The following is a 23,190-nucleotide window of genomic DNA, read 5'->3' as shown; positions in this document are numbered from 1 at the left end:
ATCGCGGGGCGGGAGGTCCGGGAGGCCGCGTCATCGGGTCCCGCCCGGGTCCGCGCTCCCCCAGGGGCGCAGTCCCCAGCGCAGCACGTGACCGGCCCCCGGCTCCAGGACGATGAGGCCGCTGCCGGAGCGGAAGGCGTCCGCCGGACAGGACATGGGCTCCACGGCGACACCGCGCCGGCGCCGCCCTCGCTCTCCCAGGGTGTCGCCCGTGTAGATCTGCACGTACCGGGTGCCCTCGCCGAGCCACAGGTCGGTCCCGCGCCGCCCCGACGGGTGCGCCAGCCGCACCACGGCCCGTCCGGCCGCGTCGCGTTCGAGTCCGGTGAAGGCGGTGTCCAACGCCTGCGCGCCGATGGGCCGGGCGGAGCGGAAGTCGTACGCCGTGCCCTCGACGGGTTCCTCGCCCGTCGGCAGGCCCTCCTCGTCGGTGGTCAGCCGGTGGCGGGCGGGCACGGTGAGGCGCGCCGTGTCGACGAGACCGGTGCCGACCGTCAGGTACGGGTGCTGCCCCACCCCGTACGGGGCTTTCGTGGGGCCCGCGTTGACGGCGCGGACCAGGACCGCCAGGCCGTCGTCGTCGAGCCGGTACTCGGCGAAGACGTCCAGCAGGAAGGGGTATCCGGGCTGTGGGTGGAGGGTGGTGCCCACCCGGACCGCGTCGCCGGAGTGGGCGAGCAACCGCCACGGCGTCCAGCGCAGCAGTCCGTGGATCGCGTTGTGCCGTTCCGGCTCGCTCAGCGGGAGTTGCAGGTCCGCACCGTCGAAGCGGTAGCGGCCGCCGCCCACCCGGTTGGGCCAGGGCACGAGCAGCTGGCCGCGCCCCGAGGTGACCGGCTCGTCGGCGGCGAACCCGTCCAGCAGGGGCAGGCCGGCGGCCTCGTAGTGGCGCAGGGCGCCCCCGAGTTCGACGACGACGGCGCGCTGCCCGCCGTGGCGCAACTCCCACTGCTCGCCCGTGGGGCCCGCGGACCGGGGCGTCTGCTCGGACATGGGGGCCTCCTCGGGCGACGGGGAAGGATCGGCGAGATCCAGCAAGGAGAGCGCGGCCGCCGCCACGGCCTCCGGCGGCTGGTCGACCCCGACGACCACGGGGTGCTCGTCGGGCCCCGGTTCCTGCAGGTCGGCGAACTGGCTGTCCAGCAGGGCCGGCGGGAAGAAGTGGCCGTGCCGGGCCCCCAGGCGGGCCCGGACGAGGTCCGGCGTGCCGTGCAGGTACAGCAGGCGCGCCCCGGGCCTGCCCCGCAGCAGCCGGTCCCGGTAGGAGCGCTTGAGCGCCGAGCAGCTGACCACCGCCGGACGGTGCGCCGCGGCCTCCTCGTCCATCCAGGCACCGATGGCGGCGAGCCAGGGGGCCCGGTCGGCGTCGTCGAGGGGGTGGCCGGCGGCCATCTTGGCCCGGTTGGCCGGGGAGTGGAACTCGTCGGCGTCCCGGTGGGGCCAGCCGAGCCGTTCCGCGAGCAGCCGGGCCACCGTGGTCTTGCCCGAGCCGGACACCCCGATGACGAGCACCAGCGGAGTCGGCGCCGCGGCTTCCACCGGCATCCGGGATCAGTCCTCCAGGAGACCGGGTGCCGTGCAGAGGGCCCAGACGATCAGACCGTCGACCGCCAGGAGCACCAGCGCCCAGAACGGCGTGTACGGGAGCCACATGAAGCTCGCGACCATGCTGAGGCCCGCCAGCGCCAGGCCGACGACGCGGGCCCACAGGGCGCCCTTGATCACGGCGAATCCGGCGAAGAAGATCACGACGCCCAGGACGAGGTGGATCCAGCCCCAGCCCGTGAGGTCCAACTCGTAGGCGTAGTGGGGCGTGGGGATGAAGACGTCGTCCCTGGCGAGCGCGGAGATGCCCGAGAACACCATCATCAGTCCGCCGAAGATCATCAGGAACCCGGCGAAGAGCAGCCAGCCGTTGCGGGCGCTGAAGCCGCCCTTGCGCGCGGTCGACGCCGCGCCGTTCGGGCGTGCTCCGCCCGCATGACTCGTCATGACGTGCTCCTTCCTCACTTCGCCCCGGCCGCGGGGACTGCGGCCGCCCTGCCCACAGGGGGCACCTCGGGCCCGGGCGGCAACAGTTCGGTCACCACGAAGGCGACCACGGACGCGAGGATGATCACGGGGATCATCGCCCCGCTGCCGAGCAGCAGGACGACGAGCACCACGCTGCTGACCGGGAGCCGCAGCGCACAGGTGGCCGCGGCCGCCATGCCGGCCGCCATGCCCGGTACGACGCCCAGCCCGGGCAGCGGCGCGAACAGCACGCCCGCGGCCGCGCCCAGGAACAGAGCGGGGAAGATCGGGCCGCCGCGCATGCTGCCCAGACAGAGCGCGTACGCCGCGCCCTTGCACAGCAGGACCGCGATCAGCGCCCCGATGCCCCAGGCCTGTGGATCGGCGGCCATGCTGCCCATCACGGCCTGGCCCGAGGACGCCACGTCGACGGGGGAGTTGCCGGTGACGAGCGCGTAGAGCGCGCCGAAGGCGCCGGCCGCCACCGCGCAGACGGCCGTGTGGGCCACCGGCCGGCGGGCCACGTACACGGAGGCGAACCGGCCGCCGGCCAGCACCATGTGCATGAAGACGCCCATGACGGCCGCCAGGAGCAGCGACCACAGCACGTCGCCGGCGTCGAGACGGGGGAAGGGCGCGGCCAGGTCCAGCTTCAGGCTGCCCGTCGCCAGGCCCGTCCAGCGGCCGAAGCCGGTGAACACGAGCTCGCCGACCCCGCTGGACAGCAGGGCCGGCAGCATGATCGCGAACAGTTGGGGTCCGCCCACGCCGGCCACCTCCATCAGCAGCACGGCACCGATCAGCGGATTGCCGAAGATCGCGGAAATGGCCGCCGCGGCGCCGGCCGCACCGAGGATGGCCGTGCTCTGCGGGGTCGCGGGCGCCTGCGCCAGGTCCCGGAACAGCAGCGCGAGGCCCCCGCCGAGGGCGATCAGCGGGGCCTCCGGGCCGAGGGTGGCACCCAGCGGCAGGCTGAGCGCGGCCGCCAGGATCACGCCCGGCAGCGCGGCGGAGGAGGCACCTCCTGCGTGCAGTCCCGAGGCGGGGATGTGTCCGCCCGCGCCGGGCAGACGGGTCACCACCAGCCCGACCAGGACACCGGCCACCAGCAGCAGCGGCAGCGGCCACCACCAGGGCGGGGCACTCCAGCCGAAAGCCTCCGGGAGGTCGGTCCACATCAGGTGCTCCAGCTCGTGGAGGCCGACCAGGAACCAGAACGCGGCGAGGGAGACGGGGATGCCGATGAGGGCGCAGAGGACGAGGAGCTTCAGGTAACCCGGCGTACGCAGCATGTCCCGCAACCGGTCGCCCTCCGCGGGCGGTTCGGCGGATGCCGGTGCCGGGGTACGCGGTGCCGTCATGGGGTCATCCCTTCCGTCCCCCGTGACCGACCGGCTCCTCAGCCGAGGAGTCTGCTCTTCTGCTGGGCGAACTCCTCCTCGGTGAGCAGCCCCTGGGCCTTCAGCTCGCCCAGCTTCTGCAACTGGTCGAGCTTGCTGGTCATGTCGTCGCCGGCGGGCGGGGCCGCGGGAGCGGGCGGCGGGGGCGGCGCAGCAGCGGCCTGCTGCTGTTCGTACGCCTGCTGCTGGTCGTATTCCTGCTGGGACCATCGGCCCGCCTGCCGCCGTGACACGCGGTTGGACACCGCGGTGGCGGTTCCGGCCACGACGGCCGTGCGGGCGATACCGCGAAGAAGTCCGGGCATGGGGCGTCATCTCCCTGGGTGCCGAGGGGCGGACGGCCGCACCGCGCGTCCGGTCCGCGGGTCGTCATGTGCCGCAGGTCGCCGGGCCCGGCGGCTGCCCGCCGCCGGCCGGCCGCGGCCGGGGCTCACGCCTCCATCGCGTCGAGCGAGGCCAGCAGTGCCTGGACGGGAATCCGGCCGCCCGCCACGAGCTGCGCACCGCTGCGCCGCAGGGCGCGGGCGAACGGCGCCGCCCAGACGTTCTCGTACACCAGGATCCCGGCGGAGTTGCCGGCCTCCAGGGCGGCACCGGCCTCGTCGATGTCGTCCTGGCCGAGCAGGCCCGAGGCCGCGCCCTCGAAGACGGTCAGGTCCATCTCGCCGCCGCCGGCGTCCTTCAGCTCCAGGGCGGCGACCGAACCATCGGCATCCTTGCGCACGAAGACCAGGTCGAGGATGCGGATGATGCCGCGGTCCACGAGGTCGACGAGCAGGGGCAGGCCCTCGCCGTTCATCCTGTTGCCCGGGAACTCGACGATCAGGTAGTCGACAGGCCCCATCGTTTCGATGTCTTCGCTGATCTCGTCGCTCATCACCACTCCTCACGTGCGATGCGGTGGGGGTGACCGCGCCGTGAGCCGCCGCACTGGGGTGGGGCAGCCCACCAGCTCATTGCAGCACCCCCACGACGCCTTCGCACCTCCGGCCGACGGCCGCGACGGCCGCGCGTGCGCCGCTCCGTGAACGGCGTATGGCAGTCGTGTGTCGGGCCGCGGCGTCCCCTTCACCCCGCCGTCCGGTGCGCCTACGGTCGTACCCGAAGCACCACCACGACCGTGTGCCCGAGTGGCCCAGGGGCCGGACTGCAAATCCGGTGACGCGGGTTCGAATCCCGCCACGGTCTCTACGACGGAGGGCCCGCCCGGTTCCAGTCCATCCGGGACCAGGGCAGGGCCAGTCCGTCGCGGCCCGCCACCTGCCGCGGGGCCAGCGAGCCGATGGGGACGGCCTCGCGGTGCCGCGCGTACACGGTGTCCACGTACCGGTGGCCGGTGTCGGCGGCGACGAAGAGGACCGTGCGCCGCGGCGACCGGACCCGCTCCCAGCGCGCCGCGAGATAGCCGGCCCCGGTGGACAGCCCGGCGAACACCGCGTGCCGGCGCAGCAGGTCGACGCTGCCGGACAGGGCGGCGTCGAAAGAGATCCAGTGCAGCGTGTCGTACGACGCGTGCCGGACGTTCCCGAAGGGGATGGAACTGCCGATCCCGGCGATGATGATCTCCGGGTCGGCGACGTGCTCCGCGCCGAAGGTGACGCTGCCGAAGGGCTGCACGCCGACCAGCTCGGTGCCGGGCGCCTCCTCGCGCAGGTAGTGGGCGAGGGCTCCGGTGGACGCGCCCGAGCCGACCCCGCCGACGAGGGTGAGCTCCGCACCGTCCGTGGCCCCGCGGACCAGGTCGGCCACGGCCCGGTAACCCAGGTAGTGGACGTCGTCGTGGTACTGGCGCATCCAGTGGTGCCCGGGGTGTTCGGCGAGGATCTCGTGGACGCGCTCGACGCGCCGCTTCTGGTCCAGCTTCAGGTCGCTGCAGGGCTCCATCTGCTCCAGCGTCGCGCCGAGGACGGCGAGTTGGGTGCGCAGGGTGTGGTCGACCGTCGTCGAGCCGACGATGTGGCAGCGCATGCCGTACCGGTGGCAGGCCAGGGCGAGGGCGTACGCGTAGATCCCGCTGGAGCTGTCCAGCAGGGTGTCGCCGCGCCGCACCACGCCCGTGTCGAGCAGGTGGCGGACCGCGGCGAGGGCGGAGACCACCTTCATCGTCTCAAAGCGCAGACAGACGAGCCGGTCGTCGAGGCGTATCAGGTCCGGTCGGCCGATGGCCTCTGCGATGTGCTGGTCCACTCGGGGACTCCTTGGTCGTCGGGAAGGTCGTGAACGTGCGGGTGGCGGGGATGCCCTCGCCCTCCAGGGCCCGTACGCAGCCGCGGACCCGGTGGCGCAGCCCCGGTGCGGACGGGTCCAGCAGCAGCCCGGCCACCGCCCCGCTGTGCGCGATCTGCACTCCCAGGGCCCCGAGCCGCCGGGCGATGCCGAGGAGCGCGTCGAACTCCGGATGGCACAGCAGCCGCTGCCCGCGCCGGGCACTGGCCGTCGCCACCCGGCCGAGCAGCGCGGCGTCGCCGGTGGTCACGGCCCGCCGCAGCAGCACGCGAAGGCGCTCGAAGGCGCGGACGTCGTGGTCGTCGTACTCGCGGACGGGGAGGGAGAGCGTGTCCACGGGCGCGCCCCCGCCCAGGGCGCAGCCCACGACCACGAGGGACGGCAGGCGGCGGCCGAGCACCTCCAGCACCCGCCCTTCGCGCTGGGCGAAGAGCACCGGGCGGGCGTCGAGCATCAGCGGGTCACAGGCCCGCTCGGCACGGACCGCGAGCCGGGCGACGGCGGCCGCCGGGAGGCGTATCCCGTAGGAGTCCGCGACCGCGCGGACCACCGCGATGACGTCACTGGTGGAGCTGCCCATGCCCAGGCCCACCGGGATGTCGCCGGAGATCCGCAGCTCCCCGCCGCACGGCGGCTCCCCGCACCGCAGGGCGCACTCCTCGACGGCCAGGACCGCCGCGCGCGCCGCTTTCGTGCGGTCCGCGGGCCGTACGGTGAGCCGCTCCGGCGGGCTGCCGGGCCGCCGGGTGAACTCGGCCCGGCTGCCCGGGCCGCTCATCGGCAGCGTGACCAGGCCGGCGCACCGGCGCCCGGCGGCGTCGAGGAAGACGCCCTGGAGGATCTCGCCGTGGTGGCAGGAGGCGTGCCCGGCACCGCGGCGATCGGCGCCGGGGGCGCTGCGGCGGGCCGCCGCGATCACGCCGGGCCCGCCGTCCGGTAGCGGTACAGGGTGGTCGGGTCGGCGCTGAACTGGGAGAAGGGGAAGGGCTCGGCGGACAGTGCGGTCACCCCGGCGCCGAGGAACGCCCGGGCCACGGCGCTGCCGCTCTGGGCGTACACGACGAGCGGGATCCCCCGCGTGCGGCAGCGGTCGAGGATGGTGTCGAAGGAGCCGTTGCTCAGGGTCATGCCGGTGGCGACGACGGCGTCGGCGCGCTCCAGCACCTCGTGCATGTCGGTGGTGACGGGGTCGCCCCACTGGGTGGTCCTGAGGTTGAAGTCGCAGGGCAGGGGTGCGCCGCCGCGCTCGCGGATCGCCGCGACCAGCGGGTTCACCACGCCGATGAGGCCGACGGTGGCCCCGCGGTCGATGTCCAGCAGCCCGGCGATCGCCGCGTCGCGGGCCCTCGCCCGCACCTCGGGGGTACCGGCGGGGAGGGTGACCGGCTCCGCCCCGGAGTCGCGGTGCGGGCTCCGCAAGGCCAGGTAGGCGTCGAGGGCGGCGATCCGCAGCGGGCGCGGTGCCTCGCGCAGCAGGACGTCCAGCGGGGCGCCGGAGGAGTCGCGGCAGATCGCCGGGTCGATCTCACCGGCCTCGAAGGCGCAGCCGCCGAAGGCGCCGCCGAGACGGACCAGGACGTACTGGTTGAGGTAGGTGGTGTCGCCGCCGGCCAGCCGGGTGCCGTGGTGGATCCAGAACACGCTGGTCGCCGAGAGCTCGGAGGGCAGTGGCCCGTGCTCGCCGGCCAGTACGGCCTCGATCAGGGCGTCGACGCCGGCCGGGGGAGCGGTGGTCGTCGTGGGGGCGGGGTTCGTCATGGGTTTCCTTGTCGGAGCGCGGATCGGGAAGGGGATCAGGGGGCGGACCGGGAAGCGGACCGGGAGGGGGCCCGGGGCACGGTGCCGCGGAGGGGTCCGCGGTAGGTGACCGCCGGACGGCCCAGGGCGTCGACGGACAGTTCGGCGTCCACCTCGAAGAACCGGGCGAGGTTCTCCGGGGTCAGGACGTCGGGGGGAGCGCCGGAGGCCACCAGCCGGCCGTCGTGCAGGAGCAGCAGCCGGTCGCAGTGGCGGGCGGCCAGGCCGAGGTCGTGCAGGGCGACCAGAACCGTCTGATCGGCTCCGGACAGCAGCTCCATCAGCTCCAACTGGTGCTTCACGTCGAGGTGGTTGGTGGGCTCGTCCAGCAGCAGTCCGTACGGCTGCTGGGCGAACGCCCGCGCGATGTGGGCCCGTTGGCGCTCCCCGCCGGACAGGGACTTCCAGGGGCGCCCGGCGAGCGCGGCGAGTCCGGCGCGTTCGAGCGCGGCGGCGACCACGGCCCGGTCGTGGGCGTCCGGTCCGCGCCAGCGGTCGCGGAACGGGGTCCGGCCCAGCCCGACCACGTCGGCGACGCGCAGGTCGGTGTCGAGACCGGAGTCCTGCGCGACGAAGGCGACCCGGCGGGCGATTCCGCGGGCCCCCAAGTCCCTTACGGGCACGCCGTCGTAGCGCACCGTGCCCTCGTCGGGCACGCGCAGCCCGGCCAGGCAGCGCAGCAGCGAGGACTTGCCCGAGCCGTTGGGGCCGAGCAGTCCGACGGTCTCGCCCGGTGCGATGTCCAGGCCGACCCGGCGGACGACGGGAGTGCCCGAGGCCGACCAGCTCAGCCCTTCGGCGGTGATCCTCACAGCTCCCCCCTCCTGCGCAGGACGAGGAGGAACAGCGGGACCCCGATCAGCGCGGTGATCACGCCGACGGGCACCTCACGGGGTGCGAAGGCCACCCGCGCCAGGGCGTCCGTCCACACCAGGAACACCGCGCCCGCGAGCGCCGCGTGGGGCAGCAGCACCCGGTGCAGCGGGCCGGCCAGGAAGCGCACCCCGTGCGGGACGATCAGTCCGACGAACCCGATGGCGCCGACGGTGGCCACCGCGACCGAGGTCAGCACGGCCGTCACCACCAGCAGCAGCATCCGGGTGCGCCGTACGCCGATCCCCAGGGAGGCGGCGGTGTCCGCGCCGAAGGCGAGCCCGTCGAGGGCGTTCGCGCACAGCCAGGCGGCGGCCAGCCCCAGGGGGGTGACGACCGCGCAGACCACCACGGCGTCCCAGCGGGCCGGGGCCATCGAGCCCAGCAGCCAGTGGGTGACGGCACGCGTCGTGTCGGCGTCCGCCGAGGCCATCAGGGCGAGCGAGGTCAGGGCGGTGAAGAGCTGGCCGACGACCACGCCGGTCAGCACGATACGGACCGAGTCCAGTCCCGTGCGGCGCAGCAGGAGCAGCAGGCCCGCGAACGCGAGCAGCGCCCCTGCGAGCGCCCCGCCGGTGATGCCGAGGGTGCCGGCGCCGACGCCGAGGACGACCACCGTGACCGCTCCCGCCCCGGCGCCCGAGGAGACCCCGAGCAGGTACGGATCGGCGAGGGCGTTGCGCGTGACAGCCTGGAGCACCGTGCCGCAGACCGCGAGCGCGGCGCCGACCAGGGCCGCCATCAGGACCCGCGGCAGCCGCAGGTCCCAGACGAGCGAGTCCAGCAGCGGCGGCAGCGGTTGGGTGTCCAGTCCGAGCCGCGCCCCGAGCACGCGGGCCAGGTCGGTCCATCCCACGTCGGCGGTGCCGACCCGGGTGGCGGCCGCCACCGAAGCGGCCAGTACGAGCACCATGGCGGTCAGCAGCCCCGCCCGCGCGGGACCGTACCGGGGCGGCGGGGCCGGTACGGCCGTGTCCGCCCCGCGAGGTGCGCGAGCCGCGGGATGCAGCAGGTCGACGCCCGCCTCCGCCGTCGGGTCTGTCGCGAGGTCGGACGTGAGGTCGGACGCGAGGTCCGGCGCGAGGTCGGACGTGAGGTCCGGCGCGAGGTCCGGCGCCGCGTCGGCCGGTCCGGCGCGGCCGACGGCGTCAGCGGACATAGCCGAGGTCCTTCATCCCGGCCGCCAGCAGGCCCAGCGCGTGCACGGACCGTACGGACGGGTCCAGTTCGATCCCGGGCACCTCGACGATCCTGTTGTCGCGCACCGCCGCCAGCTTGGAGACCACCGGGTCCTCGGCCATCGCCCTGCGCTTCTCGGCGGCGCTGTCGCCCGGCCGGCCGCGCTCGGACAGGTCGCCGATCACGATGAAGTCCGGGTTCCGCCGCGCGACTTCTTCCCAGGACACCTCCGGCCAGTCCTCCTCCACGTCGTCGAAGGCGTTCCGCGCGCCGACGATCCGGCTCATCTCGCTGGGCAGCCCGGTCCGGCCCGCGACGTACGGCATGCCGTTGAAGACGGAGTAGAGGTAGACGACGGTGGGCTGCTTCCCGTCCCGGGCCGTGCCGGCGGCGTTCTCGCCGGCCTTGGCGACGGCGGCGCGCTGCTCCCGGGCGAGCGCGGCGGCCCGTTCCTCGGCGCCGAAGACCTTCCCCAGCGCTTCGTAGTCGGAGAAGAGCAGTTCGAAGGGGGACTTCCCGGCCTCGTTCTGCTGGGGGCAGTCCACCGCGCTGACGAAGGCGGGGACCTCGAGGGCGGCCAGTTCCTCCCGGGTGCCCGCCCGGTCCTTCGTGTAGAGGTCGGTGGATCCGGCCACCACGAAGTCGGGTGTGGCGGACCGCAGTTGCTCGCCGGTCGCGATCTTGGGGGCGATCACCGGGACCTTGGCGTACGCCTCCTGGTACTGCGCGGGGATCTTCGTCTTGAGGTTGGCGGTCCCGGCCATCCGGTCCTGGAGTCCCAGTTCGAGCAGGGTCTCGGTGGAGGTCTGGTCCAGGGCGACGGCGCGTTTCGGGGGTCCGTCGAAGGAGAGCCGGCTGCCGCAGCTGGTGACGGCGGTCCGGGTGGCGGGCGCACCCTCCGCGGCGCGGTCCGTACCGCGGCCGGGGGTGGTCGCGCAGCCCGCGGCGGCGGCCGCGGAAGCGAGAACGAGGGTCAGGGCGATGCCGGTTCGGGCGCGGTGGCGCATGGGTTCTCCGTCGGGGAGGGCGTGGGTGTGGCGGGATGCGGACGTGGTCGTGCACCGGGCAGGAGCGCCGCGTTCACAGAGTACTGTAATGGTTATCGTTTTCATTAATGGAATGAGGAGCACCACATCGTGGCGACCACACCTGCCCCCACGGAGTCCAAGAGCCGTCCACCGCAGGCACGTTCCGTCCTGCGCGACATCGCCTTCCTGCGCCTGTGGGCGGGCACCACCGCCTCCGGACTGGCGACCTGGGCCCTGCCCTTCGTCCTGGGCCTCGCCGTTCTGCAACGGGAACTGGGCGCGGCCGGCCTGGGCCTCGTCCTCGCGGCGCGCACGGCCGGCTTCCTCGCCGCGGTGGCCGTCGGCGGGGTGCTGGCCGACCGGCACTCCCGCCGGGCCGTCGTGCTCTGGTCCGCGCTCGCGGCCGCGGCCGCCGCACCCCTGCTCGCGGTCGGACTCGGCCGCTCGCTCCTGCTGATGACCGTCGCCGCCGCCGTGGCCGGCGCCGGCCAGGGGGCCTGCCGCCCCGCCTTCCAGGCGCTCACGGCCGAGGTCGTCGACGCCGACCGCAGGCAGCAGGCCAACGCCGCGACCACCCTGGCCGTACGCGCCTCCACCCTGGCCGGGCCCGCCCTGACCGCGCTGCTCGCGGCCTTCACCGAGGTCGCGACCCTGCTGCTCGGGATCGGCCTGCTCTGGCTGGTCGCCGCACTCCTGCCGGGCCGGGGGGCCACGGCCGGAGCGCCGGATGGTGCGCCCCGGCCGCGGCGGGCGTCGCTGCGCGCCGAGTTCGTCGACGGGATACGCGAGGCCCGCCGCCACCCCTGGTTCCTCGCGGGACTGGGCGCCCTGACCGCCGTGATCGCGCTCGGTTACTCCGCCACCAGCGTCGCCCTGCCCCTGATCAGCCGAGACCGCTACGCCACCGAGTGGGTCCTGGCCGCCGCCATGACGGCCTACACCGTGGGCGCGCTCGGCGGCGCCCTGGTCACCGCCCGCCTCCGGCCGCGCTCCCAGGGGTGGGCGGCCTTCGCGGGCCTGGCCGCCTACGGCTTCGCGCCGCTGAGCCTGATGTTCCCCGTGCACCCGGCCGTGGTGATCGGTGCCTACGCGGTCGCCGGTACCGGGATCGAACTGTTCAACGTGCCCTGGTTCACCGCCACGCAGCGCGAGGTCGCCCCGGACAAGCTCGCCCGGGTCTCCTCACTGGACTTCCTCGTGTCCTACGGCCTCGCTCCGGTGGGCCTGGCCCTGATCGCCCCGGCCATCGACACCTTCGGGGTCACCCCGGTCCTCGGCGCGTGCGCCGCGGCCTGTTTCCTCGTCCCCGCGGCGGCCGCGCTGGCGCCCACCGCCCGCCACTTCGGCCGGCCGCCGGCACCGCGGGACGCTCCTTAGGGACGCCGTGACCGTACGAGGGCGAACACCGCGCCCTCCGGGTCCGCGACCGTGGCCTGCCGCCCGCGCATGCCCTCCCGGGGCGGGTCGACGACGCGTCCGCCGAGCTCCTCGACCCGGGTCGCGGCGGCGTCGGTGTCCGCCACCTCGAAGTAGGACAGCCAGTGCGGACCCCGGTCGTGCGGCAGCGAACGGCCCACGCCGTGCACGGCGGCGACGGGCCGGCCCGCCAGGTTCAGGGTGAGGTGGTCGAAGTCGTCCGAGGCGGTGACGTGGCGTGCCTCGTGGCCGAATACGTGCTCGTAGAACTTGCCGATCGTCGTGTCCTGGGTGATCAACTCGTGCCAGACGGGGGTGCCCGGCCCACCGTGCGGCCGGGCGCCCAGGTGGGCCTGCGCCTGCCACAGCCCGAAGACCGCCCCCAGCGGGTCCGAGCAGATCGCCACCCGCCCCGCGACACCGGCGTCCAGGGGCCCCACCGCGACCGTGCCGCCGCACGCCCGGACCGACTCGGCGGTCGCGTCGGCGTCGTCCGTGGCCAGGTACGTGGTCCACGCCGTCGGGAGATGTCCGTCGGGCGGCATCTCGCCGATCCCCGCCACTTCGTGGCCGTTCAGCACGGCGCGGACGTACGGCCCGAGCTGCTCCGGCCCGGGCACGTACTCCCATCCGAACAGGTCGGCGTAGAAGTCCTCGGTGCTCCCGAGGCCGTGCACCATGAGACTCACCCAGCACGGGGTGCCGGGGGTGCGCCGGGTCGCTTCCGCTGCCTCGGTCATGTCAGCCGTCTCCTCCGTCGTGCCGTCACCGGTGCTGATGGTTCCACCCCGGCGGACGCGGCGCGCCCCGACCGCGCCGCATTCCGGTGGTCCGGAACGGAGTTGACCGGAACAGGGTGCCCCGCTGACGACGGTCCTGTGACGCGGGTGCCGGACGGGGAGGAAGATGGCCGCCATGACTGCGAAAACTGCGATCCTTTCCGCTGCCGAACTGAGGGACGAGCTGGCGGGCGCCCGGCCGCCGGTCCTGCTCGACGTCCGCTGGCAGCTCGGCGGCCCCGACCAGCGGCCCGCGTACGAGGCCGGACACCTGCCGGGCGCCGCGTACGTCGACCTCGACCGCGAACTGGCAGGTCCGGCGGGGTCGGGCGGGCGCCACCCACTGCCGGACGCGGAGGCCTTCGGCGCGGCGATGCGCAGGGCCGGGGTCCCGGCGGACGCGCCCGTGGTCGTCTACGACGGCGGCCAGGGCTGGGCGGCGGCCCGCGCGTGGTGGTTGTTGCGCTGGACGGGTCACCCGAACGTGCGAGTCCTGGACGGCGGTCTGGCCGCGTGGACGGCGGCAGGAGGCGAGCTCACGGCCGAACGGGTGGTTCCGGTTGAGGGCGATTTCAAGCCAACCCCGGGTGCTCTCGGGCTGCTGGACGCCGACGCGGCGGCGCTGCGGGCGCGCGAAGGCGTCCTCCTGGACGCCCGGGCGGGGGAGAGGTACCGCGGTGAGGTGGAGCCGATCGACCCGGTGGGCGGGCACATCCCGGGCGCGCTGTCGGCCCCGACCACCGAGAACGTGGGCCCCGACGGCCGATTCCTGCCGGCGGACGCACTGCGGGCCCGGTTCGAGGCGCTCGGCGCCTCGGAGGGGACGCCCGTGGGCGTGTACTGCGGCTCGGGGGTCTCCGGAGCCCATGAGGTGCTCGCCCTGGAGGTGGCCGGTATCGAGTCCGACCTCTACGCGGGCAGCTGGTCGCACTGGTGCGCGGACCCGGCCCGTCCGGTGGCCACGGGTCCGGACCCCCAGTAGCCGGGCGGGGCCGGGCACTGCCCGGCCCCGGGCTACTCCTGCTTCTTGCGTCGGGTGCCGAAGACGATCTCGTCCCAGCTCGGCACCGCCGCGCGGCGCCCGGGGCGGACCCCGTCGGCCTCGGCCTGCCGGTCGGTGGTGCCCGTCAGCCGGTCGCGGTGGCCCGCCACCGTCCGCGGCATCAGGCCGCCCGCGTCCGCCGCGCCCCCCCCCGCCGATGCGGCGGGGGCCGGCGGCTCCTCCGCCTCCGGTTCGGTGTCCGTCGGCTCGGTGCGCTCGGGGACCACCATGTCGCCGCGGAAGCTCGGTACCGCCTCCAGCAGGCTGGTCAGCGTGTCCCGCTCCTCCTCCGGCTCCGGTACGGGCGCGGGCCGGGGCTCGACCCGCTCCAGCTGCCGGTCCAGGGCACGGTCCAGCGGCCGGTCGCGCGGCAGGCGCGCGATCCTCGGTACGAAGGGGAAGCTCGGCTCCGGCGCCGCCGGCAGGTCCTCGGACTCACCGATCAGCGAACGCGCCTCGTCGTCCACGGCCACGACCAGCCGGCGCGGCGGGTCGTAGGTCCAGCTCGCCGAGTGGGGCTCACCGGCGACCCGGTACACCAGGAGCACCTCCCAGGTGCCGTCGTCGCGGCGCCACGAGTCCCACTGGACGGAGTCCTTCTCGGCCCCGCGCAGGGTCAGACGCTCCTGCACGGCCTCGCCGAGCTGCGGCCCGGTGTTCTCGCCGGGACGGCGCACCGGGGTCTTGCGGGCGCGTTCGGCCATGAAGGCGCGCTCGGCGAGCACGGGGCCCTCGAAGCGGCGGACGCGGTCGACGGGGATGCCGGCGAGTTGAGCGACCTCCTCAGCGGAGGCACCGGCTCGTATGCGGGCCTGGATGTCGCGGGGGCGGAGGTGGCTCTCGACCTCGATCTCGATCTGGTTCAGGCGTGCGCGGTCGTTGCGTACCGCCGCCCGAAGCCGCTCATCGATCGGAAGCGTGTACTCCGTACTGTCCGCAGCCTTGAGCACCAGTCGTGTGCCGTCATTGGAGACGGCCACGACACGCAGTTCGGGCATGGGGACCTCCCGGGTGGTGCCTGCCGACGTCACGTGCGTCGCTGCTTCCGCTAGTCGAGTGTGGCCTGCCCGGGTGCAGCCTGCCACAACCTTGCCGAGTTAAACCGGCGTGTCGGGCATGCGCCCTTGATCGCCGTTATGGCACGGTTACCTGTTGGGCACGCACAGTGACCAAGTGGTTACTGTGCGCAGCAGGAACCGTGCAATGCCGCGGCATCGCCGGTCTTCGAGTGCCGCTTTCCGTCAGCCGGCCCCCTCTCCCGGGTCCGGACATCCGAAAGGAAGGACAGACCCAGGGCTCGCCACAGTACTCCATTCGGGCCACCTGGGTGGACCGCCGCGCCGCCGAAGTTTCCTCGGACGGCGGGAGTTGGGCTGCCCGCTGTCGGGTCCCGCCTGTGTGTACCGACGTGTCGCGGGTGTCCTGCTTCACAGAATCGCCCGAAACGGAACTATCCCCTTCGCTCAGCTGTCAGTAACTGCTGAAAAGCGGAAGCACGAGAGCTCGGGCACACAGGGGATGGCGATGGGTCAGAGGACGACGGGTGACGTCGGGGCCGAACCGGAGGCGAAGAAGCTCGACCTGAGCGTGGCCCAGGTCGCCGGATCCTCCCTCGCCACCGTCGCCGCCGCCCTCCTCGCCTCGAAGATGGGCGTCTACGGGACCATCCTCGGCGCCGGGGTGGTCAGCGTCGTCGCCACCGCCGGCGGCCCCGTCATCCAGCACCTGTTCCGGCGCACCGGCGACCAGCTGCGCGAGAGCACCCGGCCGAGGGCCCGTCAGGTGCCTGCGCACCACGAGGAGCAGCAGGCCGCGGCGGCCGCGGGTCCGGCGGAGGGTTTCGGCGCGGCCACCGTGCACGGCACCCGTATGCGCGGATGGAAGCGCACCGCGGTGGCCTCCGGCGCCGCCTTCGCCCTCGCCATCGGCGGCCTCGGCACCTACGAGGCGCTGGCGGGCACGTCCGTCAGCAGCGGCGGCGGCACCCTCTTCTCGGGCGGAACCCGCACGGCGGGCGGTGAGCGGCCCGCCGCCCCCGAACACGGTCCGGCCGACGGGGAGAAGGAGCGGCGGGGCGGCACCGGCGCCCCCGGGCCGGGTGGCTCCCCGAGCCCCTCCCGGCCGGACGGGAGCCGGAGTCCGGGCCCGGACTCCGGACCGTCACGCTCCGGCGCGCCGGCGCCGAGCCCCTCGGCGCCGACGCACGGGCCGGCACCGACTCCCACGCCGTCGGCGCCGGACCCGGTCCCGCCGCCGACGCCGAGCGCCGGCGGCGCGACGCCGGCGCCGCGGACGAGTGCCCCCTGACCTCAGGCGCCCAGGACGCGCCGCAGGTAGTCGTTGCCGAAGACGCGGTTCGGGTCGAGGCGGTCGCGCAGCGCGGTGAACTCGCCGAAGCGCGGGTAGGCCCGGGAGAAGTACTCGGCGTCCCGGGTGTGCACCTTGCCCCAGTGCGGGCGCCCGCCGTGCGCGGTGAAGATGTGCTCGGCCGCGGTGAAGTAGGCCTGGTACGGGGTGCCCCTGTACATGTGCACCGCGATGTAGGCCGTGTCGCGCCCCGAGGCCGTCGACAGCGCGATGTCGTCCGCAGGGGCCGTCCGCACCTCCACCGGGAAGCTGATCCGCAGCCGGGAGCGGTCGACCATCGCCCGCAGCTCCCGCAGCGCCACGACCACCGCCGCGCGCGGAAGGGCGTACTCCATCTCCACGAACCGCACCCGGCGCGGACTGGTGAACACCTTGTACGGGATGTCGGTGTAGGTGCGCGCCGACAGGGCGCGGCTGGCCACGCGGGCGATGGAGGGAATGGTGGCCGGGACCGCGCGGCCCAGCGTGTTGACGGCCTGGAAGAGGCCGTTGGAGAGCAGCTCGTCCTCGATCCAGCCGCTGACCGGGCCGGGCGGGGCGGCGGGGCCCTGGCTGCGGTTGTTGCGCTTGGTGTTGCAGTTGCCGGTGTGCGGGAACCAGTAGAACTCGAAGTGCTCGTTCTCCGCGAAGTGCTCCTCGAACTCCGCGGTCACCCGGTCGAAGCCCATGGGCTCCTCACGGGCGGTCAGGAAGAAGAGCGGCTCCACGGCGAAGGTGATCGCGGTGACGATGCCGAGCGCGCCGATGCCCACCCGGGCCGCCGCGAAGACCTCGGGGTTCTCCTTCTCGGAGCAGACCAGCAGCTCGCCGTCGGCGGTGACCAGTTCCAGGGAGCGGATCTGTGCGGCGATGGAGGCCGAGTCGCGGCCGGTGCCGTGGGTTCCGGTGCTCGTGGCGCCGGAGACCGTCTGCTCCATGATGTCGCCCATGTTGGTGAGCGAGAGGCCCTCGGCGGCGAGGGCCCGGTTGAGGTCCTTGAGGGCCGTGCCCGCCGCCACCGTGACGGTGCCCGCGGCGCGGTCGATCGAGCGGATCCCCGCCAGCGCCTGGGGCCGTACGAGGACCCCGTCGGTGGCGGCGGCCGCGGTGAAGGAGTGGCCGGTGCCGACCGCCTTCACCCGCAGCCCGTCCTCGGCGGCCCGGCGGACCGCCTCCTGGAGCTCCCCGACCGACGCCGGGGCCACCACGCGGGTGGGCGTGGCGGTGACGTTGCCCGCCCAGTTACGCCACGCGGTCGCCGTGCTGCCGTTCCGTGCTGTCGCCGTCCCCATCGGTTGCAGGCTCCTCCCCTTGCGCCGGCCTCGTCAGCCGGCGGTATCCCGCGAACGCAACCGCCGCCGCGGCCGCCCCCGCCGAGATGGAGACGACGTACCCGGTCCGCGCACCGGCGGCGTCGACGACCCAGCCGGTCACGGAGGACCCGAGCGCGATACCGACCGCGAGGCCGGTGCTGATCCAGGTCATGCCCTCGGTCAGCTTCGCGTGTGGTACGTGCGCCTCGATCAGGGCCATCGTGGTGATCATCGTGGGAGCGATGGCGAGGCCCGAGACGAAGAGCGCCACGGCCAGAAACGGAAGGTTCCCGGCCAGTAGGAGGGGGATCATACTCACGGCCATCGCACACACGCCCAGTATCCACCGCAGTTCCGTCCGGCCCTTCAGGTGGAGCAGACCGAAGACGATGCCCGCCAGGCAGGATCCGGCCGCCCAGATGGCCAGGATGAAGCTTGCGGCGGACTTGTGGCCCTGCTCCTCGGCGAAAGCGAGCGTGGACACGTCGATGGAGCCGAAGATCGCACCGGTCGCCACGAACGTGGCGGTCAGGACCTGCAGGCCGGGGGAGCGCAGGGCCGAGGTGCGGTTGCCGTCCTGCGTGCGCGGGTGCGGAGCGGGCTCGGTGGCGCGCTGCGCGGTGAGCAGCCACACGCCGACGAGCAGGCAGACGGCGGCGATCAGCGGACCGGCCTCGGGGAACCAGGTGGTGGACAGCCCGATCGCAAGGATCGGGCCGAAGATGAAGCACACCTCGTCGACGACCGACTCGAAGGAGTAGGCGGTGTGCAGTTCGCGCGGGGAGTCGCGGTAGATGACGGTCCACCGGGCGCGGACCATCGAGCCGACGCTGGGCACGCAGCCCGCCACGGCCGCGCAGACGAAGAGGGTCCAGTCGGGCCAGCCGTTCGCCGCGGCCACCAGCAGCAGGGTGACGGCGCCGACGCAGATCAGCGTTGCGGGGCGCAGCACCGCCCGCTGACCGTGCTGGTCCACCAGCCGCGACACCTGGGGGCCCACCACGGCCGCGGCGAGGGCGAGGGTGCCGGTCAGGGCGCTCGCCATGGCGTAGCGGCCGGTGATCTCGGAGATCATCGTCAGGATGCCGACGCCGACCATGGATATCGGCAGGCGGCCGATCAGGCCGGCGGCACTGAACCCCTTGGTGCCGGGGGCCGCGAATATCGCGCGGTAGGGACTGGGCAAGGGGCCCTCCGTAAGGGACGTGATCGGCCCGTACAGGTTACGACGGCCGACCGGGCACCGCACGGGAGAGTTTCCGCGAACCGGAACTTAGGCTCACCTTACCTGGGATGGCGTCCGCCTCGCGGACAGGGTGGTTCTCCCCGGAGCGGCCCGGGTGGCAGGATTCGAGGCATGTCAGACCAGTCCCGTGCCCCCGGCGCCGAGTCCGCCGCCCCGTACGACGCACTCCTGCTGCTCTCCTTCGGCGGCCCCGAAGGACCCGACGACGTCGTGCCGTTCCTGGAGAACGTCACCCGCGGGCGCGGCATCCCGCGCGAGCGGCTCAAGGAGGTCGGGCAGCACTACTTCGGTTTCGGCGGGGTCAGCCCGATCAACGGCCAGAACCGCGAGCTGCTCGACGCGCTGCGCAAGGACTTCGCCGGTCACGGGCTGGACCTGCCCGTCTACTGGGGCAACCGGAACTGGGCCCCGTACCTGAACGACGTGATGCGCGAGATGGCCGCCGACGGCCGCCGCCGGATCGCGGTCCTCGCCACCAGCGCGTACGCCTCGTACTCGGGCTGCCGGCAGTACCGCGAGAACCTCGCCGACGCCCTGGCCGCCCTGGAGCAGGAGGGCGTGGAGCCGCCGCGCGTCGACAAGCTGCGGCACTACTTCAACCACCCCGGTTTCGTGGAGCCCATGATCGACGGCGTCGTGGCCTCGCTCGACGCGCTCCCCGAGGAGGTGCGCGCCGGCGCGCACCTCGCCTTCACCACGCACTCCATCCCGACCGCGGCCGCCGACACCTCCGGCCCCGTCGAGGACCACACCGAGGGTGGTGAGGGCGGCGCGTACGTCAAGCAGCACCTCGACGTCGCCCGGGTCATCGCCGACGAGGTCGCTGTGCGCACCGGCGTGGCCCGCCCCTGGCGGCTCGTCTACCAGTCCCGAAGCGGCGCCCCGCACATCCCGTGGCTGGAGCCGGACATCTGCGACCACCTGGAGACGCTGCACGCCGAGGGCGCCCCCGCCGTGGTCATGGTCCCCATCGGCTTCGTCTCCGACCACATGGAAGTCCTGTACGACCTGGACACCGAGGCCACCGCCAAGGCCGCCGAGCTGGGCCTGCCCGTCGCGCGCTCGGCGACCGTCGGCGCCGACCCGCGCTTCGCGGGGGCCGTACGGGAGCTCGTTCTGGAGCGGGCCGCCAAGGAGCGCGGCGAGGCGGCGCAGGAGTGCTGGGTGGGCACGCTCGGACAGAGCCACGACCTGTGCGCGGTGGGCTGCTGCCCGGCGCGGGCCCCGCGGCCGGCCGCCGCGGGCGCGGACAGCCCGTACGCCTGGGAAAGGGGAGGGGAACCGTGATCTCCGAAGAACTGAAGGCCGAACTGCTGGACGTCGGCATGGAGGCCGCCCGGCAGGCCGCGGCCCTGCTGCGCGACGGCCGGCCGGCCGATCTGGCGGTGGCGGCGACGAAGACCAGCCCGATCGACGTGGTGACCGAGATGGACATCGCCGCGGAGAAGCTGATCACCGGCATCCTCGCCGAGCGGCGGCCCGAGGACGGGCTGCTGGGCGAGGAGGGCGCGGACACCCCGGGGACGAGCGGGGTGCGGTGGGTCGTCGACCCGCTGGACGGCACCGTGAACTACCTCTACGGACTTCCCAGCTGGGGCGTGTCCGTCGCCGCCGAGTACGAGGGCGAGACCGTGGTGGGCGTCGTGGCGGCACCGATGCGCGGGGAGGTCTACCACGCCGTCCTCGGCGGCGGCGCCTGGCTGGGTCCGGCACGCCTCGCCTGCCGTCCGGCGGCCCCGCTGGACCAGGCGCTGGTCGGGACCGGGTTCGCCTACGTCCAGGCCCGGCGGGCGCACCAGGCCGACGTGGCGCAGCGGATCATCCCGCTGGTGCGGGACATCAGGCGGGGCGGCTCGGCGGCGCTGGACCTGTGCGACGTGGCCGCGGGGCGTCTGGACGGCTACTACGAGCGCGGCCTGAACCCCTGGGACCTGGCCGCCGGGGAGCTGATCGCCCGGGAGGCGGGGGCCGTGACCGGCGGCCGGCCGGGGGAGCAGGCCTCGGGCGAGCTGGTCCTGGCCGCCACCCCGGCGGTCTTCGCCTCGCTCCAGCCGCTGCTGGAAGAGGCCGGGGCCTGGCACGACTGAGCGCGGCCGGACGTGCGTGGACCCCGGCCGCCCGAGGGGGCGGCCGGGGTCCACGCACGTTCTGGAGCCGGCGCTCAGCGGCCGTTCGGCAGACCGGTCAGCAAGCGGAAACGGCGGCCGAGACCGGGACGCCGTGCTCGGCGGCCAAGCGCTGGAGGTCTTCCAGCTCCGCCTGTTCCACTTCCGCGAGGAAGTCGTCGCCCGTCTCACGGGCGTGCCTGAGATCCGACTGCGTGGCCCTGATGCGCTGCAGGAGACCCGCGCTGAATGCGTCCATGATGGGTTCGCCCCCTCTTCGTGGGTCGGCGGCGGCACGTGGCGATACCGCCGTCAGGGAGTGGATGGGGTGTTCTCACGTCCTCCCCGGCACCCTGGGCACAGAAACCTCTCCAGGCCAGGGAATCCTCACTTCCGCCCCGTGAGCCCCCGCAGGATCCGTCTTACAGCCGGTTTACGGCTGAAACGGGCAGGATGTACGACGCAATACACGTGTGCCCTTCTGGGCTCGGAGGAAGGAAACGACGTGCGCGTACTCGTCGTCGAGGACGAGCAGCTGCTCGCCGATGCGGTGGCCACCGGCCTGCGCCGGGAGGCCATGGCCGTGGACGTCGTGTACGACGGCGCCGCCGCCCTGGAGCGGGTCGGCGTGAACGACTACGACGTGGTCGTGCTCGACCGGGACCTCCCGCTCGTCCACGGTGACGACGTCTGCCGGAAGATCGTCGAGCTCGGCATGCCCACCCGGGTGCTGATGCTGACGGCCTCCGGTGACGTGAGCGACCGCGTGGAGGGCCTGGAGCTCGGGGCGGACGACTACCTGCCCAAGCCCTTCGCCTTCACCGAGCTCACCGCCCGCGTGCGGGCGCTCGGCCGGCGCACCACCGTCGCGCTGCCGCCCGTACTGGAGCGGGCCGGCATCAAACTGGACCCGAACCGGCGCGAGGTGTTCCGGGAGGGCCGGGAGGTGCAGCTGGCCCCGAAGGAGTTCGCGGTCCTGGAGGTCCTCATGCGCAGCGAGGGGACCGTGGTCTCCGCCGAGCAGCTGCTGGAGAAGGCCTGGGACGAGAACACCGACCCGTTCACCAACGTGGTGCGCGTGACGGTGATGACCCTGCGCCGCAAGCTGGGCGAGCCGCCCGTCATCGTGACGGTGCCCGGTTCCGGATACCGGATCTGACCGCGTGGCGACCACTCCGGCGCCACCGACGGCGCCACCGAAACCGACGTGGGACCCCGGCCAGCCGGAGGGTCCCTTCCCGTGGCTGAGGCCGACCATCCGGATACGCCTCACCCTGCTCTACGGCGGGATGTTCCTGATCGCCGGCATCCTGCTGCTGTCGATCATCTACCTGCTGGCGGCGCAGGCCCTGCGGCAGGGCAACGCCCTGCCGTTCCAGATCGTCGGCGGCCAGGTGAAGGTCACCAGCAGTTCCTGCCCGGGAGTGGTGGGGCTCGAACTGACCCCCGACCAGTTCAACGCGGCGATCGGCCAGTGCATCCTCGAACAGCGCAGGCACGCCCTGGACGACCTCCTGAGCCGCTCGCTGATGGCCCTGCTGGGGCTGAGCATCATCGCCTTCGCCTTCGGCTACGCGATGGCCGGCCGGGTGCTCTCGCCGCTGGGCAAGATCACCCGTACCGCCCGCCGGGTGGTCGGCTCCGACCTGACCCGGCGGATCGAGCTGGACGGACCGGACGACGAGCTCAAGGAGCTCGCCGACACCTTCGACGAGATGCTCGACCGGCTGGAGCGGGCCTTCACCGCCCAGCAGCGGTTCGTCGCCAACGCCTCGCACGAGCTGCGGACGCCGCTGGCGATCAACCGGACCCTGCTGGAGGTGCACCTGTCGGACCCGGGCGCGCCGGTGGAGCTCCAGCAGCTCGGCAAGACCCTGCTCGCCACCAACGAGCGCAGCGAGCAGCTGGTCGAGGGCCTGTTGCTGCTGGCCCGCAGCGAGAACCAGATCGTCGAGCGCAAGCCCGTGGACCTGGCGGAGGTCGCCTCGCGCGCCGTCGACCAGGTCCGCGGTGAGGCCGAGGCCAAAGGTGTGGAGATCCGCGGCGAGCGCGCGCCGGCCGTCGTGCAGGGCAACGGCGTCCTGCTGGAGCGGATCGCCCTCAACCTGGTGCAGAACGCCGTCCGGTACAACGTGCCGGAGGACGGCTGGGTGGAGGTCACCACCGAGGCCCAGCACGGCCAGGCGGTGCTGCTGGTGTCGAACACGGGTCCCGTGGTTCCCGCGTACGAGGTGGACAACCTCTTCGAGCCGTTCAGGCGGCTGCGTACGGAGCGCACGGGCAGTGACAAGGGTGTCGGGCTGGGACTGTCGATCGCGCGCTCCGTGGCGCGCGCACACGGCGGCAGGATCCAGGCGATGCCCCGGGAGGGCGGTGGCCTCGTGATGCGTGTCACTCTGCCGTTGTGAGACCCCCCACCCCGTGTTC

23 protein-coding genes and 1 tRNA gene are annotated in these 23,190 nt (G+C 73.8%); 8 read left to right on the top strand and 16 right to left on the bottom strand.

The genetic code is table 11. The features are described from left to right. Nucleotides 1–30: 30 nt before the first annotated feature. The 5 genes from IH80_RS41850 to IH80_RS0105520 all read right to left on the bottom strand — a co-directional run bounded on the left by IH80_RS41850 (nt 31) and on the right by IH80_RS0105520 (nt 4,290). Nucleotides 31–1,545, bottom strand: a complete 1,515-nt coding sequence (locus IH80_RS41850; protein WP_078906342.1) for a gluconokinase, GntK/IdnK-type — start codon at nt 1,543–1,545, stop codon at nt 31–33. 6 nt (nt 1,546–1,551) lie between these two features. Continuing rightward, complete coding sequence (locus tag IH80_RS0105535) at nt 1,552–1,992, bottom strand: DUF7144 family membrane protein (RefSeq protein WP_030958156.1); 441 nt, start codon at nt 1,990–1,992, stop codon at nt 1,552–1,554. Nucleotides 1,993–2,006: 14 nt separating this feature from the next. Continuing rightward, nucleotides 2,007–3,374 carry a chloride channel protein gene (locus IH80_RS0105530; RefSeq protein WP_030958154.1) on the bottom strand — a complete coding sequence of 456 codons (1,368 nt, stop codon included), beginning with the start codon at nt 3,372–3,374 and terminating at the stop codon, nt 2,007–2,009. A gap of 38 nt (nt 3,375–3,412) precedes the next feature. Beyond that, on the bottom strand, nt 3,413–3,718 hold the full coding sequence (locus IH80_RS0105525) for an SHOCT domain-containing protein (RefSeq protein ID WP_030958152.1): 306 nt from the start codon (nt 3,716–3,718) through the stop codon (nt 3,413–3,415). 125 nt (nt 3,719–3,843) lie between these two features. Then, nucleotides 3,844–4,290 (bottom strand): DUF6325 family protein, encoded by a 447-nt coding sequence (locus tag IH80_RS0105520; RefSeq protein ID WP_030958150.1) that lies wholly within the window; start codon nt 4,288–4,290, stop codon nt 3,844–3,846. Nucleotides 4,291–4,529: 239 nt separating this feature from the next. Here IH80_RS0105520 and IH80_RS0105515 point away from each other — a divergent pair. Then, nucleotides 4,530–4,601, top strand: a tRNA-Cys gene (locus IH80_RS0105515). Here IH80_RS0105515 and IH80_RS0105510 read toward each other — a convergent pair. From IH80_RS0105510 to IH80_RS0105485, 6 genes are read right to left on the bottom strand one after another with little or no spacing between them, the layout of a single operon-like run. Further along, nucleotides 4,602–5,600, bottom strand: a complete 999-nt coding sequence (locus IH80_RS0105510) for a pyridoxal-phosphate dependent enzyme (protein ID WP_030958149.1) — start codon at nt 5,598–5,600, stop codon at nt 4,602–4,604. Then, the gene (locus tag IH80_RS0105505) at nt 5,521–6,558 is read right to left on the bottom strand and encodes a GHMP kinase (protein ID WP_078906341.1); all 1,038 of its coding nucleotides are present in this window, start codon (nt 6,556–6,558) and stop codon (nt 5,521–5,523) included. The genes IH80_RS0105510 and IH80_RS0105505 overlap by 80 nt, the downstream gene beginning before the upstream one ends. After that, on the bottom strand, nt 6,555–7,397 hold the full coding sequence (locus tag IH80_RS0105500) for a Rossmann-like domain-containing protein (protein WP_051808827.1): 843 nt from the start codon (nt 7,395–7,397) through the stop codon (nt 6,555–6,557). Before IH80_RS0105500 ends, IH80_RS0105505 begins: the two co-directional genes overlap by 4 nt. 35 nt (nt 7,398–7,432) lie before the next feature. Next, a complete protein-coding gene (locus IH80_RS0105495; protein WP_030958145.1) occupies nt 7,433–8,248 on the bottom strand; it encodes an ABC transporter ATP-binding protein in 816 nt (271 codons plus the stop codon). Beyond that, nucleotides 8,245–9,468, bottom strand: coding sequence for a FecCD family ABC transporter permease (locus IH80_RS0105490; protein WP_078906340.1), 1,224 nt, complete (start codon nt 9,466–9,468; stop codon nt 8,245–8,247). Before IH80_RS0105490 ends, IH80_RS0105495 begins: the two co-directional genes overlap by 4 nt. Then, nucleotides 9,458–10,495 (bottom strand): ABC transporter substrate-binding protein, encoded by a 1,038-nt coding sequence (locus tag IH80_RS0105485; protein ID WP_030958141.1) that lies wholly within the window; start codon nt 10,493–10,495, stop codon nt 9,458–9,460. The genes IH80_RS0105490 and IH80_RS0105485 overlap by 11 nt, the downstream gene beginning before the upstream one ends. Before the next feature lie 129 nt (nt 10,496–10,624). Between IH80_RS0105485 and IH80_RS0105480 the strand changes: the two genes are divergently transcribed. Continuing rightward, a complete protein-coding gene (locus IH80_RS0105480) occupies nt 10,625–11,893 on the top strand; it encodes an MFS transporter (RefSeq protein ID WP_030958139.1) in 1,269 nt (422 codons plus the stop codon). On the opposite strand, the gene IH80_RS0105475 is transcribed toward IH80_RS0105480, so the two are convergent. Next, on the bottom strand, nt 11,890–12,672 hold the full coding sequence (locus IH80_RS0105475; protein WP_030958138.1) for a VOC family protein: 783 nt from the start codon (nt 12,670–12,672) through the stop codon (nt 11,890–11,892). The two genes, IH80_RS0105480 and IH80_RS0105475, sit on opposite strands and share 4 nt — an antisense overlap. 175 nt (nt 12,673–12,847) lie before the next feature. On the opposite strand from IH80_RS0105475, the gene IH80_RS0105470 reads away from it, so the two are divergent. Beyond that, the gene (locus IH80_RS0105470; RefSeq protein WP_030958137.1) at nt 12,848–13,693 is read left to right on the top strand and encodes a sulfurtransferase; all 846 of its coding nucleotides are present in this window, start codon (nt 12,848–12,850) and stop codon (nt 13,691–13,693) included. 32 nt (nt 13,694–13,725) lie between these two features. Here the strand turns inward: IH80_RS0105470 and sepH are convergent, their stop codons facing one another. After that, on the bottom strand, nt 13,726–14,784 hold the full coding sequence (gene sepH / locus IH80_RS0105465; RefSeq protein WP_030958135.1) for a septation protein SepH: 1,059 nt from the start codon (nt 14,782–14,784) through the stop codon (nt 13,726–13,728). A gap of 493 nt (nt 14,785–15,277) precedes the next feature. Between sepH and IH80_RS0105460 the strand changes: the two genes are divergently transcribed. Continuing rightward, entirely contained in the window at nt 15,278–16,060 is a 783-nt protein-coding gene (locus tag IH80_RS0105460) for a hypothetical protein (RefSeq protein WP_030958133.1), read from the top strand. Between the two features lie 2 nt (nt 16,061–16,062). Here IH80_RS0105460 and IH80_RS0105455 read toward each other — a convergent pair whose 3' ends face one another. Further along, entirely contained in the window at nt 16,063–17,391 is a 1,329-nt protein-coding gene (locus IH80_RS0105455; protein WP_030958131.1) for a D-arabinono-1,4-lactone oxidase, read from the bottom strand. After that, nucleotides 17,342–18,598 (bottom strand): MFS transporter, encoded by a 1,257-nt coding sequence (locus tag IH80_RS0105450; protein WP_030958128.1) that lies wholly within the window; start codon nt 18,596–18,598, stop codon nt 17,342–17,344. Before IH80_RS0105450 ends, IH80_RS0105455 begins: the two co-directional genes overlap by 50 nt. Nucleotides 18,599–18,769: 171 nt before the next feature. Between IH80_RS0105450 and IH80_RS0105445 the strand changes: the two genes are divergently transcribed. Together IH80_RS0105445 and IH80_RS0105440 are read left to right on the top strand one after the other, a co-directional pair. After that, nucleotides 18,770–19,945 carry a ferrochelatase gene (locus IH80_RS0105445; protein WP_030958127.1) on the top strand — a complete coding sequence of 392 codons (1,176 nt, stop codon included), beginning with the start codon at nt 18,770–18,772 and terminating at the stop codon, nt 19,943–19,945. A 38-nt stretch (nt 19,946–19,983) separates the two neighbouring features. Further along, entirely contained in the window at nt 19,984–20,745 is a 762-nt protein-coding gene (locus IH80_RS0105440; protein WP_420708759.1) for an inositol monophosphatase family protein, read from the top strand. A gap of 97 nt (nt 20,746–20,842) precedes the next feature. Here IH80_RS0105440 and IH80_RS0105435 read toward each other — a convergent pair whose 3' ends face one another. After that, nucleotides 20,843–21,022, bottom strand: a complete 180-nt coding sequence (locus IH80_RS0105435; RefSeq protein WP_030958125.1) for a hypothetical protein — start codon at nt 21,020–21,022, stop codon at nt 20,843–20,845. Between the two features lie 246 nt (nt 21,023–21,268). Here IH80_RS0105435 and IH80_RS0105430 point away from each other — a divergent pair, with 246 nt between their 5' ends. Continuing rightward, the gene (locus IH80_RS0105430) at nt 21,269–21,922 is read left to right on the top strand and encodes a response regulator transcription factor (protein ID WP_030036265.1); all 654 of its coding nucleotides are present in this window, start codon (nt 21,269–21,271) and stop codon (nt 21,920–21,922) included. A 4-nt stretch (nt 21,923–21,926) separates the two neighbouring features. Next, the gene (locus tag IH80_RS0105425; protein ID WP_030958117.1) at nt 21,927–23,171 is read left to right on the top strand and encodes a sensor histidine kinase; all 1,245 of its coding nucleotides are present in this window, start codon (nt 21,927–21,929) and stop codon (nt 23,169–23,171) included. The last annotated feature ends 19 nt before the right edge of the window (nt 23,172–23,190 follow it).

Origin of the sequence: Streptomyces sp. NRRL S-378 (assembly GCF_000720645.1) — a bacterium.
In the GTDB taxonomy this organism is placed as follows: domain Bacteria; phylum Actinomycetota; class Actinomycetes; order Streptomycetales; family Streptomycetaceae; genus Streptomyces.
This window is presented reverse-complemented; position numbering and strand designations above follow the sequence as displayed.

What these genes read in the sequence shown, in the direction of transcription:
- IH80_RS41850 (WP_078906342.1), bottom strand. Translation starts at nt 1,545, where the DNA reads ATGCCGGTGGAAGCCGCGGCGCCGACTCCGCTGGTGCTCGTCATCGGG.
- IH80_RS0105535 (WP_030958156.1), bottom strand. Translation starts at nt 1,992, where the DNA reads ATGACGAGTCATGCGGGCGGAGCACGCCCGAACGGCGCGGCGTCGACC.
- IH80_RS0105530 (WP_030958154.1), bottom strand. Translation starts at nt 3,374, where the DNA reads ATGACGGCACCGCGTACCCCGGCACCGGCATCCGCCGAACCGCCCGCG.
- IH80_RS0105525 (WP_030958152.1), bottom strand. Translation starts at nt 3,718, where the DNA reads ATGCCCGGACTTCTTCGCGGTATCGCCCGCACGGCCGTCGTGGCCGGA.
- IH80_RS0105520 (WP_030958150.1), bottom strand. Translation starts at nt 4,290, where the DNA reads ATGAGCGACGAGATCAGCGAAGACATCGAAACGATGGGGCCTGTCGAC.
- IH80_RS0105500 (WP_051808827.1), bottom strand. Translation starts at nt 7,397, where the DNA reads ATGACGAACCCCGCCCCCACGACGACCACCGCTCCCCCGGCCGGCGTC.
- IH80_RS0105490 (WP_078906340.1), bottom strand. Translation starts at nt 9,468, where the DNA reads ATGTCCGCTGACGCCGTCGGCCGCGCCGGACCGGCCGACGCGGCGCCG.
- IH80_RS0105485 (WP_030958141.1), bottom strand. Translation starts at nt 10,495, where the DNA reads ATGCGCCACCGCGCCCGAACCGGCATCGCCCTGACCCTCGTTCTCGCT.
- IH80_RS0105475 (WP_030958138.1), bottom strand. Translation starts at nt 12,672, where the DNA reads ATGACCGAGGCAGCGGAAGCGACCCGGCGCACCCCCGGCACCCCGTGC.
- IH80_RS0105470 (WP_030958137.1), top strand. Translation starts at nt 12,848, where the DNA reads ATGACTGCGAAAACTGCGATCCTTTCCGCTGCCGAACTGAGGGACGAG.
- IH80_RS0105460 (WP_030958133.1), top strand. Translation starts at nt 15,278, where the DNA reads ATGGGTCAGAGGACGACGGGTGACGTCGGGGCCGAACCGGAGGCGAAG.
- IH80_RS0105455 (WP_030958131.1), bottom strand. Translation starts at nt 17,391, where the DNA reads ATGGGGACGGCGACAGCACGGAACGGCAGCACGGCGACCGCGTGGCGT.
- IH80_RS0105445 (WP_030958127.1), top strand. Translation starts at nt 18,770, where the DNA reads ATGTCAGACCAGTCCCGTGCCCCCGGCGCCGAGTCCGCCGCCCCGTAC.
- IH80_RS0105440 (WP_420708759.1), top strand. Translation starts at nt 19,984, where the DNA reads ATGGAGGCCGCCCGGCAGGCCGCGGCCCTGCTGCGCGACGGCCGGCCG.
- IH80_RS0105435 (WP_030958125.1), bottom strand. Translation starts at nt 21,022, where the DNA reads ATGGACGCATTCAGCGCGGGTCTCCTGCAGCGCATCAGGGCCACGCAG.